Source organism: Lentilactobacillus farraginis DSM 18382 = JCM 14108 (genome assembly GCF_000583655.1).
GTDB classification, from domain to species: Bacteria; Bacillota; Bacilli; order Lactobacillales; family Lactobacillaceae; genus Lentilactobacillus; species Lentilactobacillus farraginis.
This window is the reverse complement of sequence record NZ_BAKI01000022.1, coordinates 1-16,463: the sequence shown is the minus strand read 5'-3', so window position 1 is coordinate 16,463 and position 16,463 is coordinate 1. Positions and strand designations below refer to the sequence as shown.

The following is a 16,463-nucleotide window of genomic DNA, read 5'->3' as shown; positions in this document are numbered from 1 at the left end:
AAAGCTATTTTAAATTAAAAGAATTTAATTTTAGGGGCTAATCTACGTCAGCTTACATAACATTTAGGATGCCTGTAAAACCACTTTATCCCCGAAAAATTAAAAACATTCTAATTTTGAATGTATTTTTGAATGAAATCGGTGTATCCTAGTTTTAAACAATCTGGAGTTGTTTAACGGATATCTATTCAGAAAGCGGGGCGTTTTTTTGACAGAAGACAGCGTTTTAAAAAAATGGTATTTAGTTTTTGGCGGCATGTTATTAGGGATAATTTTAATGGTTGGGGTGATGACGACTGCTCGAGCAGATAGTCAATCATCTCTTCAGCGGGATTTCCAAAAAGCGGCTGAGAAATATCAAGTTCCGGTTAAAGTTTTAATGGCAGTTTCCTATAATGAGACCCGCTTTGAGAACCATAACGGCAAACCAAGTGTTGCCGGCGGATATGGGGTTATGCACTTGACGGACGCAGCCAGCGGGGACGTCTCCAACGCTGGTAAAACGACGCAATCGATACCGAACACAGCGGTATTGCATACCTTAAACAAGGCGGCTGCACTTACCGGAATATCGGTAACCAAACTAAAAACCAATGATGCTGCTAATATTGCCGGCGGAGCAGCATTGCTGGCTGATTATCAAAAGAAACTTGGCTATGTATTAAGCAGTGATTTAAATCTTTGGTATGGCGCGGTTGAAAAATACAGTCAGGATACCACTGAAGAAGCTGCGGCATTTTTTGCCGACAACGTTTATCGCACAATTAAGACCGGGGTTACGAAAAATGGCGTTACAATTGCGGCCCAATCGGTAGCACCGGTAAAGAGTCAGTCTGAAAGCTTAAAGCTGGTGTCAATGCCGACTACCACCGATGGCCCGGAAGGTTTACCGATTGAATGGGTGCCGGCTTTATACAAAGAATTTGATAGTCAAGGTGACTATGGTAATTACGATTTGGCAGATCGACCAAATGACGGGTTGAAAATCAATTATATTGTCATCCATAATACCGAAACGACCTTTGACGAAGCGACTAATTTATTTGCGTCAACACCGAGTTATACGTCGGCCAACTATGTGATTAGTTCCGAACAGGGAACAATTGCCGAAATGGTAAAACCCCAAAACGTTGCTTGGCATGCCGGTAATTGGTATATTAATTCACATTCGATTGGCATCGAGCATGAAGGGTATGCGGCGGTTGGCGGTTATTGGTTTACGGAAGCCATGTACCGTTCTTCGGCGGCGCTGGTAAAATATTTGGCTGCCAAGTATCACATTCCATTGGATCGCCAGCATATCATTGGTCATGATAACGTCCCCGGTTTAACACCTGCTAATCAGAAAACAATGCATTGGGATCCGGGAACTTATTGGAACTGGCAGCACTATTTTGAACTGTTAGGTGTTAATTTTAAAGATAGTCAGGGAGATGGGAATGTTGTAACCATTACCCCTGATCCGGCTCATAATCTTACGACTGATTCAGGCAAACGGTAACCGATGATGGGGTTTCTTTGCCATTGAAAGGGTCCAACTTTGTATACCTGTACAAGCAGCCAAGCTTTGACAGTGAGTTGATTGCCGATAAAGATTTTTCAAATAGTACCGTTGGGACAACCGAGAAAGATGATTGGGCGGACAAAGCTGTTACTGGTCAGCAATTCTATAAGGTTGGCCAATCCGGTGATTGGACGGAAATTGATTACGGTGGTCAGGCCGCATGGTTCTATAATCCGGATAATGCCAATACAACGGCCGCAGCAGGTAAACTGGTAACTCCCAAGAATGACAAGGCCATTCCGGTATATGGCAGCGCCTATCCGGACAATTCGATTCTAAAGAAAAACAAGGTTACGGGTACTAAAGCAACTCCGTTATATGAAATGCCGGCTGGTCAAAAATATGTGTTCGGCGGTGAAATGACGGCAGATTACTTTAACTCCCATTTCAATTCCAATACGGCCAAGAATGTCATTAAAGAAAATACAAAGTATGTGCAAGTTCAATTTAATCACCGGATTGGATTTGTAAAGGCAACTGATGTAGATGTCGTAGATCAATAAAGCTGGTTCTATTTTAAATAATGTGAGTAAGGATAATTAAAAGGCAGTCGACCATATCTCATTTGAGACGTGATTGACTGCCCTTTAAATTGGTGAATTTGCTGATAAAGCTAAGACTGCCTGTACAGAAAACAAGTGGTTTCATGGTCATTAACAATCCCGGCTGCCTGCATGAACGAGTAAATAACTACTGGTCCGACAAAGGAAAAACCATCATTTTTCATTTGTTTACTAATGGTTTTAGCCAGCGGTATTGTGGCAGGAATTTCATCGTGACTTTGATAATGGTGCCGGATTGGAACGTTATCGACAAACCGCCAAATGTAATTATCGAATGTCTGGGCTTCATCGGCAAGCCGCGAGATGACTTGCGCATTGTTGATTATGGCGATTAATTTTCGCCGGTTTCGGATAATGGCCGCGTTAGTTAACAGCTCCGGCAATTTTGGCATAAGCTTTCGGACACGTCGATAATCAAAGTGGTCGAATGCTTGATTGAAAGCTGCCCGTTTATTTAAGATGGTTTGCCAACTCAACCCAGCCTGCATAATTTCAAGGGAAAGCAGTTCAAATAATTTTTGACTATCGTGGCAGGGACGACCCCATTCCTGATCGTGATAGTCTTTTAATAATTGATTTTCGGTATTTGCCCATGAACATCGATGGATTTGTTTCACAATATAAAATCTCCCGTAATATTTTTGATATAAGGAAAGGAAACACGTTCTTTTAAGGACGTGATGAATTGCCCTTTTTTGCATTTAAAAAAGCAATTCTAATAATTATCAAATGAATAAATGTTGGAAACATCCTAAAATATATATGTGTATCAACAATGACCATATGTTATAATAGTTAAGCTAAGTTTCTATGGATTAACTAAATGGCCGCTTATCGGGATTATCGGGATTCGCGATTAAAAGCACGTTACTGGCAATGGACCGGTTATGATCAAGAATCTTACTTAGCAAGGTCAGCAAACAAAAAATAGAGAGGAGGTTCCCCGTATGACGATGGTGGTTAAAGGATTAAACTACGCTTATACCCCAACCGAGCGCAAATCAATTTATTATGGCAAATGTTTGGCAATGATCGATTTGTCTGGAATCACATGTTAGCCATGGCCAACCAGCGGTATGAAAACAATCCGGCCAGTCGGTTCGTTGGCGAATACGATATGAACTATCTGCTGAAACCGCTCAAGAAAGAGTACCCCTTTTTAAAGTTAAGCGATGCTACCAGCTTGTTGGTGGTTAACCATAATCTGGCGCTGGCTTATCAGAACTTATTCCAACATCGGGGTGGCCATCCCCGGTTCAAATCCCGGCACAGTGCCAAGCAAGCCTATACGGGCCGCTCAATCTGTTTGGTAGAAGCCAAACGACGGTTAAAACTGCCAAAAATCGGCAGTATTCGCACCAGCAAGACAGGTCGTTTGGCTAACGCTAAAATTAAGCGCTACACGATTAGCCACGAATCTACCGGCCGTTACTATATTTCCCTGCAGGTGGAAATTGAGGTTCATGACCTACCGAAGACCAATCAGCAGGTCGGTTTAGACCTGGGCGTTTCTGATTTAGCGATTGATTCCACCGGGGTGAAGTATGGGACGTTCAATGCGCAGTGGCTGAAAAAGCAAGCCCAACGGTGGCAGGCCAAGTTCAGTCGACGCAGGCACCAGGCTACCGTTGCGATGCACCAATGGAACCATCATCATAAACTGTCCAAAATGGCACTCAATGATTACCAAAATTGGCAACGGGCCAAAATGACCAAAGCCCGTTATCAAACTAAAATTGCCAACCAGCGCAAGGATTACCTGCACAAGCTCACGACAGCCTTAGTTAGGAAGTACGATGTGATTGTGATTGAAGATTTGAAAACCAAAAATCTGATGCGCAATCACCACCTCGCTAAGGCCATTGCTAACGCCAGTTGGTATCAATTCCGGACCATGCTTGAATATAAGTGTGACTGGTATGGGAAACGGTTAGTAGTGGTCAGTGCCAACAACACTTCCCGTATCTGCTCATCGTGTGGACACAATGGCGGCGCCAAACCCTTAGCAATTCGAGAATGGACGTGTCATCAGTGTCAAACCCATCATGATCGGGATATTAATGCGGCAGTTAATATCCTGAAGCGCGGCTTAAAAGCTACTGGTTAGGGACTAGCATGGTAAGAGAGCGGGGTTCTGTAAGTTAGGTGTTCGGCATACCGATGTAACAGCCTAAATACTACTTCGTGTTCCCAGAAGCTCGGTCATTCATGGCCGAGTAGTTCACATGTTATTTAAATGATAGTGAAAACATCACCCAATGATTTTCGGATGATTGAATTTTTTCCCGCATAATAATTACCTCTAAAAGACCCGTTTAAGCTAATTATAAACGGATTCGTAAACTAGTTCACTAAAAATGAAACGCTATTTTTAGCTAAAATCAAAGGTCATCTCACCGCATTTCTTCAAATAAGCCTGTCTTTTGGCGGCCGGAGCATTAGAAATGCCACCAAGATTGTACCAAATGCCGGATTTAATGCCTAACTGTTTTAGCGTGACCTTGATAAAGATTTTCTTAATAGCGTTGCCGCAGCATAATTGAAGATAGAAGGTGGGGGAGGCAGAAGTGGTGAAGACGTATGCCCGCTTAAGGTTAGTCAACTCACCACGAATACCGGTTTTGGTTACCGTATGTGAAAGTCCCTCGCCTTCTTTCATGACCTTATCAATAAAGCCCTTCAGCATGCTTGGCAGTTCGTTCCACCAGATTGGGGTAACAAAGATAATCCCATCAGCACTTTTCAACAGGTTAAGGTATTTGGTTACCAATGGATCGTGGGTTTTACCATCGTGAAATAGGCGTAACTCTTCTAAATCATAGACAGGATTAAAGTGATCGGCATATAAATCGATCACGTCGGTTGTTATGTGTTGGCGAGTTAAATTGTGTAAAAGTTGAACGAAAACAGCATGGTTGAAACTTTGATTATAAGGATGACAGTAAATAAGTACGATTTTTTTCATTTTAGATTATCTCCAATCATTTGTTTGGCAGTAGTAAGCAATAAATTCCGATTGTACTGGACCACGCCGCTTTGAATCAGGATTGCGTAACCCTGGATAAATGCCCAGACTTTAATAAATAGCGTGTCTTCCGAATCATTTGTTGGGTAGGTGTTAATGATTATTTCGATTAATTTTCGGGTATCGATCAGTAACGGAAATTGATCAATTGCGCCGTTTCGATACAGATTTTGGATACTATGATTAAAAAATAGAAAAGTCATTAAGTTGGGCTGCTGTTTGAACTGCATGATAATAAATTCGCCAAGATCAACTAATCGGATCAGTGGCGTCTTTTGAGTATTCCCGTTAGTGGCTTGGCGAGCCAGTTGACTGATTCTTTCGGAAAGTATCGCGGTGACGGTTCGAAAAAGATCGTCTTTGTTATCAAAATGCTTATAAAAGGATCCGGTAGTCAGATGCAGCTTTGCCAGCAGCTTTCTTAATGAGATTGACGCGGCACCATTTTCCTTGATTTCGCGGATTGTTAAAGCAATAATGTCAGCTTTTGTGTGGTTGGTTTTGCCGGCCATATCACCACCTCCTTGTATAATCAAAAGATAACACTGTTATCCTATGCTTGTAAATAATCCCCGGTTAATTTTATGCCGAGGATTATTAATCGTAATTAATATTTAAAATGGCATTATTTCTGTTTTGACCTTTGAATCCGAAAATTAATAACAGCCGCAATCAATGCACAGATACTCAATAGCGTTACGAACAGATAATCATAGTGACCGCCGTTATAAGAACGCTGGCTAAAGGAGCCGGCGCCACTGTTTTGACTAGCCGCCATGATAGCGGCCATAATCCCAACGCCGATAGAGCCGGCAAATTGTTGGAGCATATTGAAAAATGAATTAACATCAGCCGTATTTTTTCTGGGAACATTCATGGAAGCATTGGAAATTGAATTTGAAAAGCCCATATTAAAGCCAAAACGCAACACACAGAAAGCCAAAACTACCAATAGGGCCGTTAACCATTGCTGGGTGATTAAAAAGATTAGGCTGCCAAGTGTTAAACAGCTCAGTCCGATAATAATTGGCAGCGCGTATCCGTGGGAGTCGGCAATATGACCGGCTAGTGGCGAAGTTAACGCACCGATAATCGAGCCCGGTAGTAATGTTAAACCGGCGATCATAGCGGACGTATGTAAGACATATTGACAATAAACCGGAATTACAAACGAGATGCCGATATTGATGAATTGGAGGCTGAAGTAGGTAAAAGCCGAAAGTGATGTTGTTGGCTGCTTAAAAATGCTTAAGTCCATCAGGGCGTTTGTGCCATGGGTATTTGTTAGAATAAATAGTATCAGGCAGATAAATCCGATTAAAATCGGTAGTAGGACGGATAGGCTAAGTAAGCTGGCTGAAGCGGCTTTACTAACAGCGTAAACAAAGGCTGTTAGTGTGCCGGCAAGAAAGAGCAGGCTTAAAAAGTCGAACGATTCATCGGTTCCAAACGGTGCGATGTTAATATAGCGGGTTCCCAAGAATAAGCCAATTAAGACGATTGGCAGGATTAACCAGAAAATCAACCGCCACGAAGTGATTGAGGAAATAACGCCACCATAAGTTGGTCCAAGTGCCGGCGCCAATGAGATAACCATTCCGGCAAGCCCCGTCATTGATCCAATTCGGCTCTTGGGAATTTTGGTAAAGATAATGTGAAACATGAGTGGTGTAGAAAGACCGGTTGCAATAGCTTGGATTAGGCGGCCAACTAAGAGAATTGGAAAACTCGGGGCGATCGCACAGAGCAGATCGCCGGCAAAGAATGCACAAGCTGCAAATATATAGATGCTTTTAGCCCGAAACTTTTTAAGCAGGTAGGCAGTCGTTGCCATCACAACCGTTACCATCAGCAGGTAACCGGTTGTTAACCATTGAATTGTATCAAGCGTCACATTAAATAGCCGGGATAATTCCGGAAAGGTTACGTTCATAGATGTTTCGGTTAGGATACCTGTAAACGAAAGTAATGCTGCTGCAAGTAATGCCAGCAGCGTTTGATGACTAATTTTTTCTTCCAAAGTAATCACTCCATATTAAAAATTGATAATAAAGGACCGCAGGCAAATTTTAGCTTTTGCCGCGGCCCGGTTATATTTAAGAAAAATTGATACTTTAAACATTACATAGCTTCCCAATCATAGTCCCAAACAACGCCCATGGCATTTTTGCCGGTATGAACGGTAATGGCGGGACTGATTCGATAAGTACTGATGGCCGCGTTGGCAAAGCGTTCTTTGATAGCAGCTACCCATTGCCGACTGGTTTTGGGATTGTCGGCATCAGCGACTGAAATGCGAATCTGGCCGTTTAAATCAGGCAGTGATGCTTCGATTTCGTTGAGGATTTTTGCCAGAGCTTGTTTCATCGTCCGGGCTTTTCCAAGTGGTACGATTTGACCGGCTTCATTAAAAGTCAGCATCGGCTTTATGCGCAGCAGATTGCCGACAAAGGCAGATGTATTTGAAATACGGCCCGTTCGTGTCAGGTGATCCAAGTTGTCTACGACCAGTGAAACGTGAATGGAATTTTGAAGTTCAACTAGTCGCGGTAAAATTGTCTTGGCATTTTCGCCACTCTGCGCCATGGTCCCTGCTAATAGTGCCAAATCAGCTTCGCCGGCACTGGCAATTTTAGAATCAAATGGATAGACTTTAATGTTGGTGACGGTTTTGCTATAAGCGACCAGATTGTTGTAAAAACTGGTAATCCCGGAAGACAAGTTAACACAGATCACTTCGTCATAGCCGGCACCACTCAGTTCATCAAAAGCGGCCTGCATTTGATGCATCGTTACCTGGGCGGTTGTTGGCAGTTGATCAGCATCGGCCAATTTTTCGAGAAATTCGCGTGATGTCATGTCGACACCATCCTGATACTCTGACAGACCGAAAATGATGGTAATTGGTAGGACCTTAATGCCATATTTAGCAGCAGTTTTTTGATCCAAATAGCTGGCACTGTCGGTAATGACTGCGGTTTTCATTTAATCCTCCTGTAACGATTTCTTTGAGTTCACCATACCCACTTAGTTTAACCCGAATCGTTCAAGATGTCACAGGAGAGTTTTACCGACAATAAAAAAATATCCCGATCAAAGCGAATTAATTGATTCAACTAAAGCAATCTGTGTATGATGAAACCAGTTTTGAACGGACGCTTAATCGAAGCATTGGGGGATGAATCGAAGTGAAAAGAAAACCACTTTTAAGACGAGCATTTAAAACATTTTTTAGAAATTGGGGTGCCTACACCATCCTGGTGGTTGCAATCAACTTTTTGATGTTGGGCATTGTCGTACCGTTAACCACTTTTTTTACCGGCTTAATCTTACGCTCAAATGGCGTACCGTATTTGTCGTACACCAATGTGGGTTGGTTGTTGACCAAAAAGCCGGTCGCAGTCGGTGAACTGCTGATCTTGCTGGTGATTATTTTGGCACTGGTCTTTTGGCAGTTTGCGTTCTTGTTGTTTGGTATTCAAAACATTGCTAAAAAACAAAATCAACACTTGCCCGGTGTTGCCTGGTTGGCGGTTAAAAACTTGGGGCATTTGAGAGTGGGCAGCTTTCTGTTCTTTTTGGGCTATTTCATTCTGGTATTGCCATTATCCGACATTTATTTGAATTCACCACTGTTATCCAAGGTCCAGATGCCGGCCTTCATTTTTGAAGCTGTTGATAAAAGCTGGCTGTTAATCAGCTTGGTTGGGCTGGTTTATTTGTTGCTTTTTTATTTGGGAATTCGACTTATCGAAGTGTTACCGTTAATGATTTTAAATCGACAGCATGGATTTGCGGCGGCTAAAAGGAGTTGGCAGATGACCCGACATAACAGCTGGCGATTCTTTTGGCGAATTGTCGTGTTGGGGGCAATCAGCGTGTTGACAACAACCCTGCTTTCCGGGGTGCTTTACCAGGTTCAGGTTTACTTTGATCAAAAAGACAACGTTGTTGCTTTTATCAGTGCGGTTATTAATATGGGCTTGTTGTCGATCTGGCAGTATATTATTGGCGCGTTTAGCCTGGTTGTTTTCATTTTGGTGCTGATCTTTAATTTAGATGACCGTGATTTACCAAAATTGTCACCGGCTGTCGCTGATCGTCCCAACCGGCACCGGTATCGTCGCCGGCTTTCAGCTGCCTTTTTGGTTTTGCTTTTTCTGGGCGCGGAAGTTACTTTTAACGCCGTTTATTTACAGGGAGCGCTACTAAATCGCCCGTTAACGATTTCTCACCGGGGCGTTGACAATGGAAATGGCGTTCAGAATACAATTCCAGCGCTGAATAAAACCAGCCGGGAGAAACCGGATTACGTTGAAATGGATATCCACGAAACCAAAGACCAGCAGTTTGTTGTGATGCACGACGAAAATTTAAAAGATTTGGCCGGGGTAAATAAGGCCCCTCATCAGCTGACATTAAAGCAGCTGATAAAACTAAAGGTTCATGAAAATGGGCATTCAGCCACATTGCCGGTTTCGACCAATACTTGTCCGCTGCCGAGCGTGACCACCAAAAACTGCTGGTTGAAATAAAAACGACTAAATATGATAGTGCCAATATGTTGCAATTATTCATTAAACGCTACGAAAAACGACTTTTACGTGACCATGACCGAATTCATTCACTGGATTATCATGTGATCAGCGGCTTGAAGAAGCAGGCCCCCAAGCTGTTTGTCAGCTATATTCTACCGTTTAACTTTTCATTTCCCGAAACCAAGGCCAATGCCTACACAATGGAAGAAACCACTTTGAATCAGGAATTTGTAGATGAGGCCCATGACCGTCACCAACAGGTCTTTGCCTGGACCGTTGATGATGATGACGATATGACCCGAATGATTTTTTTGAACGTTGACGGGATTATTACGGATAATCTGCATGAATTACAGGTTAATCTTGAGACAACGTTTGATCATCCGAGTTATGCCCAGCGTTTGTTGATTTACTCGAACGAATTGCAGGATGTCAGTGATAGTGAAGGGATGCCTCAAAACTAGCGCGACAGACCGGCAAATAGAAAGGCTTCACCGAATCCCCCGGTTTTTACCGATGGTTTTCAGTGAAGCTTTTTGAAACGTTCATGATTATTAACTTAATCTGAATTTTAAATTAGTATGAACGACAGGTCCTAGTGGTTAATCAACTGGTTAATTTCTTTATCTAATGCGTCAACGTAACTATTAAGTTTAGCATCGACGGCTGACTGGTTCTTGTCAACAACTTCCAGATAGAATTTTACTTTGGGTTCGGTTCCGGACGGTCGGACTGCCAACCAGGTTTCATCATCCAACCAGTACTTCAATACATTTGATTTCGGCAGGTTAATTGGTTCCTGGCTGCCGTCTTTGTCGGTGAGTACCGAGGCGTTATAGTCGGCGTGACGAACAACCTGGTGGCCGTTGAATTCAGTCAGTGGGTTTTCACGAAGTTCAGTCATAATATGAGCCATCTTATCTTTTCCGTCGAGACCGTCAAATTCTTTTGCGACAGTCTTTTCAGCGTAATAACCATATTTCTTGAACATCTCTTGAACGCCATCGTACAGTGTCTTACCCTGGCTCTTGTAATAAGCTGCCACTTCAGCCAGTAATAGAACTGTTTGAATGGCATCTTTGTCACGGACAAACGGCTTGATCAGGTAGCCAAAACTTTCTTCAAAACCAAACAGGAAAGTGTGATCGTGTTCGGTTTCATAATGGTGAATCGCCTCGGCGATAAATTTGAAGCCGGTCAGAACATTGTTGGTGGCAACACCATAATCTGCTGCAATTTTAACGGCCAGGTCGGTTGAAACAATTGATTTAACAATTGTGCCGTTTTCCGGCAGAGAACCCGCTTTTTTCTTGGCAGATAGGATATAATTGAGTAATACGCTGGCAATTTGATTACCGCTCAACAATTGATAATTGCCGTCCGGCTGGCGAACCGCGGCACCCAATCGATCGGCATCCGGGTCACTGGCGATTAAAATATCGGCCGATACCTTTTTGCCGAGCTTACGGGCGAGTCGAAGGCTTGTGGAAATTCGGGATTTGGAAATGGTGTGGTTGGAAACTCGGGATCGGCAATGGTTTGTTCGGGAACTACTACATAGTTGTTGAAACCAGCTTCCTCCAAGGCGCGCCGGGCGATTACCTTACCGGTTCCGTGAAGTGGTGAATAAACAAACTTCATATCCTTACCCACGGTGTGGATTAAATCGTGATCGATATTGACGGTTTTGACATTGTTTAAGTAGCAATATCGACATCTTCGCCGATTAACTTCATGACTTTGCTTTCACGCAGTTCCTGTTCGAGCTTTACCTGAATAGCAAATAAGTCACTGTGCTTTCTAATATAGGAAGTGATTAAATCAGATTCCTTCGGTGGCATTTGGCCGCCATCTTCGCCATAGATCTTGAAACCGTTGTATTGTTTTGGGTTGTGGCTTGCCGTAATCATAATACCGGCATAAGTGTGTAAATGACGAACAGCAAATGACAATTCCGGTGTTGGCCGGATATCATCAAAGACGAAAGTCGGAATGTTGTGGTAACCCAATACTTTGGCGGATTCATGCGCGAATTCTTTTGAGTGGTACCGCGAGTCAAAGCTGATGGCAACGCCACGTTTTCTGGTAGCTTCATCCAGTGTGTCCATAAACGAAGCCAATCCTTCAGCTGCCTGACGAACCGTATAGATATTCATCCGGTTCGTTCCGGCGCCCAGGATCCCCCGCATGCCGGCAGTTCCAAAGGATAGGGATGTGCCGAATGCATCTTCTTGTTGTTTTGGGTCATTTTGCAGTTTCTTTAAATCGAGTACAATGTTTTCTGGTAAGTTTGGTTGTTTAGACCATTCTTGGTAAGCGTGTTCAATATTGTCGTTCACGAGATGGACCTCCCTTTATTAGTTCAGCTTCATTATAAAAATTTACGTGCTTTTCGTCAACATTTTTACTAGCTGAAAATGCCAATATATCGCAATATCCTTGACTTATCAAGTAAAAGAAAATATATTTATTTTAGTAAATTATTTTAAAAACAACGATAATTATTTTTTGGAAAAAAGAGGTGGCTTATTTTTGGCAACAATTAAAGATATTGCAAAAAAAGCGGGCGTCTCGATCACGACGGTTTCCCGGGTTTTAAATTACGATAAGACACTGTCGGTTAGTGATACGACCAGAAAGAAGATTTTCAGGGTCGCGGAAGATTTGGCGTACACCAAAAAGAAAAAAGCCGGCAGTGTCAAGGATAATATTGCAATTGTTCAGTGGTATACGGAGCAGCAGGAATTAGACGATCTTTACTATTTATCGATTCGGATGGGAGCTGAAAAACGAGCCGAGCGGCTGCACTATAAGGTGCACCGGTTCTTCGCCAATGATTCCCTGGCAAACATTCGGGATGTCAAGGCAATTATTGCAATTGGCAAGTTTAGTGACCGCCAGATTAAAAGCATGCTGAAAGTTACGCCAAACGTTATTTTTGTTGATTTCGATACTTTGGCCAAGGGCTATGATTGCGTGGTGACTGACTTTGAAAACGCAACCAAAACCGTCTTGAAATATTTTGTTGATAACGGACTGACACGAATTGGGATGTTGTCGGGCGTTGAGTATTCCAGTGATCATCGATTAAAGATCATGGATCCTCGGTTTGATGTTTTTAAGAATTATTTGGAAGATCATTCATTATATGATCCGGCAAACGTTTTTGTAGGCGATTTTACCATCCAATCGGCGTTTGATTTAGTGAACAATGCGCTTAAAGCCAATCGCGAGGATTTCCCCAACGCACTGTACATTGCTAATGACGCTATGGCGGTAGGTGCATTAAAGGCGCTGCATGAAAACCACGTTCGGGTCCCGGAAGATGTCAGTCTGGTCAGCTTTAATGATACCGCTGTTGCCAAATATGTAATTCCTTCATTAACTTCTATAAAAGTTGATACCGGTAAAATGGGGGAGGTTGCCGTTTCACTGGTCGATGCAATCGAAGATGACGAGGATGACAATCATACACCGCAAAAGGTGATTGTTGGTAATCGATTTATAAAACGTGAATCAAGCTTGTAACCATAACACGCCCTGAAATTAATTTTTCATTTATTTTGAGGCGTGCTTTTGTTGTTAGACGGGCACTTGAAGCAGATCTATCATTGACTTATTGGTGATTACAATTATAATTTATATATGTGTTATTGTAACTTAACCAAGCGTTATGATATATTGACAGGTAGGGCGTTTGTTGTTTAATTCGGCCGGCGTAAATGCATCAGCTTTGTTATGCTTTGCGTTATGGCTTATACATATAACTAAGAAATCTTTACCACCGGTGCTTAGGGGGATTTGCTTTTTAGCAGTCGGGACGAATAAATAATTGGGAAGATAAGGAGAAAGACATGAATAAATTCTTCAAAAAATACATTGGTATCATTATTGCTTGGGTAGTTGTCGCGATTGCGGCCATTTTTGTGATGCCGAATTCACTTAATTTGGTTGCCAGTCACGGCCAGACGAAACTACCAAGTCTGCCCAAAGTCAGGCTGCTAATACCCTTAAGGATAACTGGGGTCCAAAGCTCAGCGATACGCGACAGGTGTTGGTTGTTTTCAGTAATGGTAAAACAAAACTGAATGATATCCAGAAAAGCCAAATTAATAACACACTAACCAATCTTGAGAATAAAAAAGACCAGTATGACATTAAAAATATCGTTAAGCCGAGTACTGATTCAGCAGCTGCGATCAGTCAGCCTTCAAACGCGCAGAGTACGGCTGCTGTTCCAAGTTCATCCCAAAGCATGCCCGGCACATCATCGGCATCGGCCAACTCTGACAGCCTAAACAGTGATCCGACTGTTTCAGCTGATTTAAATTCTAAAGACGGTACGACAATGCTGGCACAATTGAATGTTGGCAAGCGGGATTCTGTTAATCAGATGGATGCCAAGTTGAAGCGGGCGGTTCGAACAGCCAGCGTTAAGACTTACATAACCAGCCCCGAGAGTATTGTTAATGACACGCAGCGGGCAACCAAAGCCGGTCTTTTAAAAACAGTAATTATTGCCGTAGTTATTATTCTGCTGACATTAATTTTGCTGTTTAGATCATTGATTATTCCGGTTGTTTCACTTGTTTCAACGGGCATTGCTATTTAATCTCAATGGCAATTGTTTTGAATCTGGTTGCTCGTTACCATTTCCCGTTCTCCAATTTTACGCAGGTTGCCATGCTGATTTTGCTGTTGGGACTGGGAACCGATTTTAGTATTTTGCTGATTACCGAGTTTAAGCAGCAGCTGCGGGATGGCAGTGACCAGTTGGCGGCAACGCTGGCTGCCCGCAAAAGGGCTGGGAAGACAATTTTGATTGCCAGCCTGACACTAATTATCCTGTTTAGTTTATTGGGCTTTGCCAACTATTCACTGTATGAATCATTGGCTGGCATCGCAATTGGTATCCTGGTTCTGTTGCTGGTATCGATTTCGTTTACGCCGTTCTTCTTATTCCTGATGGGTGAGAGCCTTTTCTGGCCGTCGACGAATTTGGATGCCCATAATTACAGTCGTTCGTGGGGCTTTCTTTCAACTAAATCGGCTGCCCATCCGGTAATTGCCTTGTTAATTGCAATTATTATCGCAACGCCGTTTGTTTTATTGAACCAGAAACATTTGAACCATAATGCCGCAGCTGAGATTACTCAAAAGTATCCAGCCAAGGCCGGCTATCAAATTGTTAATCGACATTATGCCAACGGGATGAACGCGCCGGTTTCGATTTATATTAAATCCGATCATGGGTTACGGAACCAAACCGATTTGCAGCAAATCGAAACGATTACCCGGCAGCTACGCGATCAAAAGGGGATTCACAGTGTTAATTCAGCTACTGAACCTCATGGAGAACCGTTAAAACAACTCTATGTCAATCAGCAGCTGAATACACTAACCGGTGACAATGACGCTGTTTCAAGCGGGATGAGCGATACCTCTAAGAAGTTGAAAGATACGTCGATTCCAACGGACGGCTTGGATTCACTGACCGGTGACGCGCAATCAATTACGTCGATGGTTTCGGGGATTCAAAACGACTTTAACAACAGCGGCGTCTTCTCAACACCGGCCCAGGTTGTCGACGAGCTTCAACAAAAGCTGAAGAGTCAACACAGAAGACGGCTAACCAGAGTGCAGCGGATAGTTGTGACAGAGGCTTTGAGTCGGGCACTGAATGATCAGCAGCAGCAAACCCAAATGAACAGTGCCTTATCCAACATTGGGTTGAAGACGGATTCAATTAATTCAACCACCAATTCGTTTAAATCTGAATTACAAAATGTTCAAAATCAAGTTCGTGGCTATGCATCTACGCTGGATAGCTTGAATGGCTCCCTGACAAACTCGAATAACTTCCTAAAGGCTTTGGCTAAGTCTTCAGTTGGCGATACGATTTATATTCCGGATAACGTCATTAACGCAGATTATTTTAAGACGTTAATTGGTGAATATCTATCCGATAACGAGAAGACCACTCGGATTGATGTTGTTTTAAATGCCACACCGGGTTCCAAGAAATCAATTGATTTGGTTCAGGATTTGGAGAACCAGGTAAATTATGATTTAAGAGGAACTCAGCTGAAGGGCGCGACGGTTGCGACCGGCGGTTATTCATCGGTAGTTGCTGATAACCAGCAGATTGCTCATGCCAGCTTTAAACGGGTTGCCATCATACTTGGCATCGCGGCAGCACTAATTTTGATGCTGGTAGCCGGATCAATTTTACAGCCGGTTTATCTGCTTGGCTCGTTAGCCGTTACCTATTTGATGGCGCTTGGGTTTACCAGATGGTTCAGCCAGCAATTCCTTGGCCAGAAATGGTTAACTGCCGATATGCCGTTCCTGACGTTTATGATGTTATTGGCTTTCGGCATTGATTACAGTATTTATCTGTTAATGAAATACCGTCAGACCGAAGGCACCGGTAAGTCAGCTGGTAGAATGATCAACGCCGCCATTTTAATCGGAACCGTGATTATTTTTGCGATTGTAGTGATTGGCGTTACCTTTGCTTCATTGATTTCTTCAGGTGTCTTGACGCTGATTCAAGTGGCGATTGCGGTAATCTTTGGACTGATTATTTTCGGGGTCGTCGTACCGTCGATTATGCCCGGACTGATGAGGTTAACGTATGAAGGCTTTAATTTCAAACAACTTCATTTCAAGCATCGACAGACAACCCGTTCTCAAAATAATGTAGATAAACCATAATAAATAAAATCGGTTGACAGAGCCTTAAAGATGGTTTCTGTCAACCGATTTTAAAT

The 16,463-nt window shown here is 42.8% G+C and carries 11 protein-coding genes and 3 pseudogenes; 8 read left to right on the top strand and 6 right to left on the bottom strand.

The annotated features are described in order from the left end of the window. Nucleotides 1–208 precede the first annotated feature (208 nt). Nucleotides 209–1,501, top strand: coding sequence for an N-acetylmuramoyl-L-alanine amidase (locus JCM14108_RS08295; protein ID WP_237745773.1), 1,293 nt, complete (start codon nucleotides 209–211; stop codon nucleotides 1,499–1,501). A 23-nt stretch (nucleotides 1,502–1,524) separates the two neighbouring features. Next, nucleotides 1,525–2,067: a hypothetical protein gene (locus tag JCM14108_RS15330; protein WP_237745772.1), complete on the top strand. Its 543-nt coding sequence runs from the start codon at nucleotides 1,525–1,527 to the stop codon at nucleotides 2,065–2,067. A gap of 110 nt (nucleotides 2,068–2,177) precedes the next feature. Here JCM14108_RS15330 and JCM14108_RS08290 read toward each other — a convergent pair whose 3' ends face one another. Beyond that, nucleotides 2,178–2,747 (bottom strand): DNA-3-methyladenine glycosylase I, encoded by a 570-nt coding sequence (locus JCM14108_RS08290; RefSeq protein WP_035180133.1) that lies wholly within the window; start codon nucleotides 2,745–2,747, stop codon nucleotides 2,178–2,180. A 327-nt stretch (nucleotides 2,748–3,074) separates the two neighbouring features. Here JCM14108_RS08290 and JCM14108_RS08285 point away from each other — a divergent pair. After that, nucleotides 3,075–4,234, top strand: a pseudogene (locus JCM14108_RS08285) (RNA-guided endonuclease TnpB family protein). 264 nt (nucleotides 4,235–4,498) lie between these two features. Here the strand turns inward: JCM14108_RS08285 and JCM14108_RS08280 are convergent. From JCM14108_RS08280 to JCM14108_RS08265, 4 genes are all read right to left on the bottom strand, one after another. After that, complete coding sequence (locus JCM14108_RS08280) at nucleotides 4,499–5,092, bottom strand: NAD(P)H-dependent oxidoreductase (RefSeq protein WP_035180093.1); 594 nt, start codon at nucleotides 5,090–5,092, stop codon at nucleotides 4,499–4,501. Further along, nucleotides 5,089–5,664 (bottom strand): TetR/AcrR family transcriptional regulator, encoded by a 576-nt coding sequence (locus JCM14108_RS08275; protein WP_081759880.1) that lies wholly within the window; start codon nucleotides 5,662–5,664, stop codon nucleotides 5,089–5,091. The genes JCM14108_RS08280 and JCM14108_RS08275 overlap by 4 nt, the downstream gene beginning before the upstream one ends. Nucleotides 5,665–5,777: 113 nt before the next feature. Next, nucleotides 5,778–7,172, bottom strand: coding sequence for a DHA2 family efflux MFS transporter permease subunit (locus JCM14108_RS08270; RefSeq protein WP_035180092.1), 1,395 nt, complete (start codon nucleotides 7,170–7,172; stop codon nucleotides 5,778–5,780). A 101-nt stretch (nucleotides 7,173–7,273) separates the two neighbouring features. Further along, the gene (locus JCM14108_RS08265) at nucleotides 7,274–8,137 is read right to left on the bottom strand and encodes a DegV family protein (RefSeq protein WP_035180091.1); all 864 of its coding nucleotides are present in this window, start codon (nucleotides 8,135–8,137) and stop codon (nucleotides 7,274–7,276) included. A gap of 203 nt (nucleotides 8,138–8,340) precedes the next feature. Between JCM14108_RS08265 and JCM14108_RS08260 the strand changes: the two genes are divergently transcribed. Continuing rightward, nucleotides 8,341–9,687, top strand: a complete 1,347-nt coding sequence (locus tag JCM14108_RS08260; RefSeq protein ID WP_304607840.1) for a glycerophosphoryl diester phosphodiesterase membrane domain-containing protein — start codon at nucleotides 8,341–8,343, stop codon at nucleotides 9,685–9,687. Nucleotides 9,688–9,713: 26 nt separating this feature from the next. Next, the gene (locus JCM14108_RS16025) at nucleotides 9,714–10,154 is read left to right on the top strand and encodes a glycerophosphodiester phosphodiesterase family protein (RefSeq protein ID WP_369385532.1); all 441 of its coding nucleotides are present in this window, start codon (nucleotides 9,714–9,716) and stop codon (nucleotides 10,152–10,154) included. A gap of 131 nt (nucleotides 10,155–10,285) precedes the next feature. Here JCM14108_RS16025 and JCM14108_RS08255 read toward each other — a convergent pair. Beyond that, nucleotides 10,286–12,029: pseudogene (locus tag JCM14108_RS08255) on the bottom strand (phospho-sugar mutase). A 193-nt stretch (nucleotides 12,030–12,222) separates the two neighbouring features. On the opposite strand from JCM14108_RS08255, the gene JCM14108_RS08250 reads away from it, so the two are divergent. From JCM14108_RS08250 to JCM14108_RS15880, 3 genes and pseudogenes are all read left to right on the top strand, one after another. After that, a complete protein-coding gene (locus JCM14108_RS08250; protein WP_035180090.1) occupies nucleotides 12,223–13,218 on the top strand; it encodes a LacI family DNA-binding transcriptional regulator in 996 nt (331 codons plus the stop codon). 517 nt (nucleotides 13,219–13,735) lie between these two features. Then, nucleotides 13,736–14,302: pseudogene (locus JCM14108_RS15885) on the top strand (MMPL family transporter); the annotation flags it as partial. A gap of 5 nt (nucleotides 14,303–14,307) precedes the next feature. Next, on the top strand, nucleotides 14,308–16,407 hold the full coding sequence (locus tag JCM14108_RS15880; RefSeq protein ID WP_272944525.1) for an MMPL family transporter: 2,100 nt from the start codon (nucleotides 14,308–14,310) through the stop codon (nucleotides 16,405–16,407). The last annotated feature ends 56 nt before the right edge of the window (nucleotides 16,408–16,463 follow it).

What these genes read in the sequence shown, in the direction of transcription:
- JCM14108_RS08280 (WP_035180093.1), bottom strand. Translation starts at nt 5,092, where the DNA reads ATGAAAAAAATCGTACTTATTTACTGTCATCCTTATAATCAAAGTTTC.
- JCM14108_RS08275 (WP_081759880.1), bottom strand. Translation starts at nt 5,664, where the DNA reads ATGGCCGGCAAAACCAACCACACAAAAGCTGACATTATTGCTTTAACA.
- JCM14108_RS16025 (WP_369385532.1), top strand. Translation starts at nt 9,714, where the DNA reads ATGTTGCAATTATTCATTAAACGCTACGAAAAACGACTTTTACGTGAC.
- JCM14108_RS15880 (WP_272944525.1), top strand. Translation starts at nt 14,308, where the DNA reads ATGGCAATTGTTTTGAATCTGGTTGCTCGTTACCATTTCCCGTTCTCC.
- JCM14108_RS08265 (WP_035180091.1), bottom strand. Translation starts at nt 8,137, where the DNA reads ATGAAAACCGCAGTCATTACCGACAGTGCCAGCTATTTGGATCAAAAA.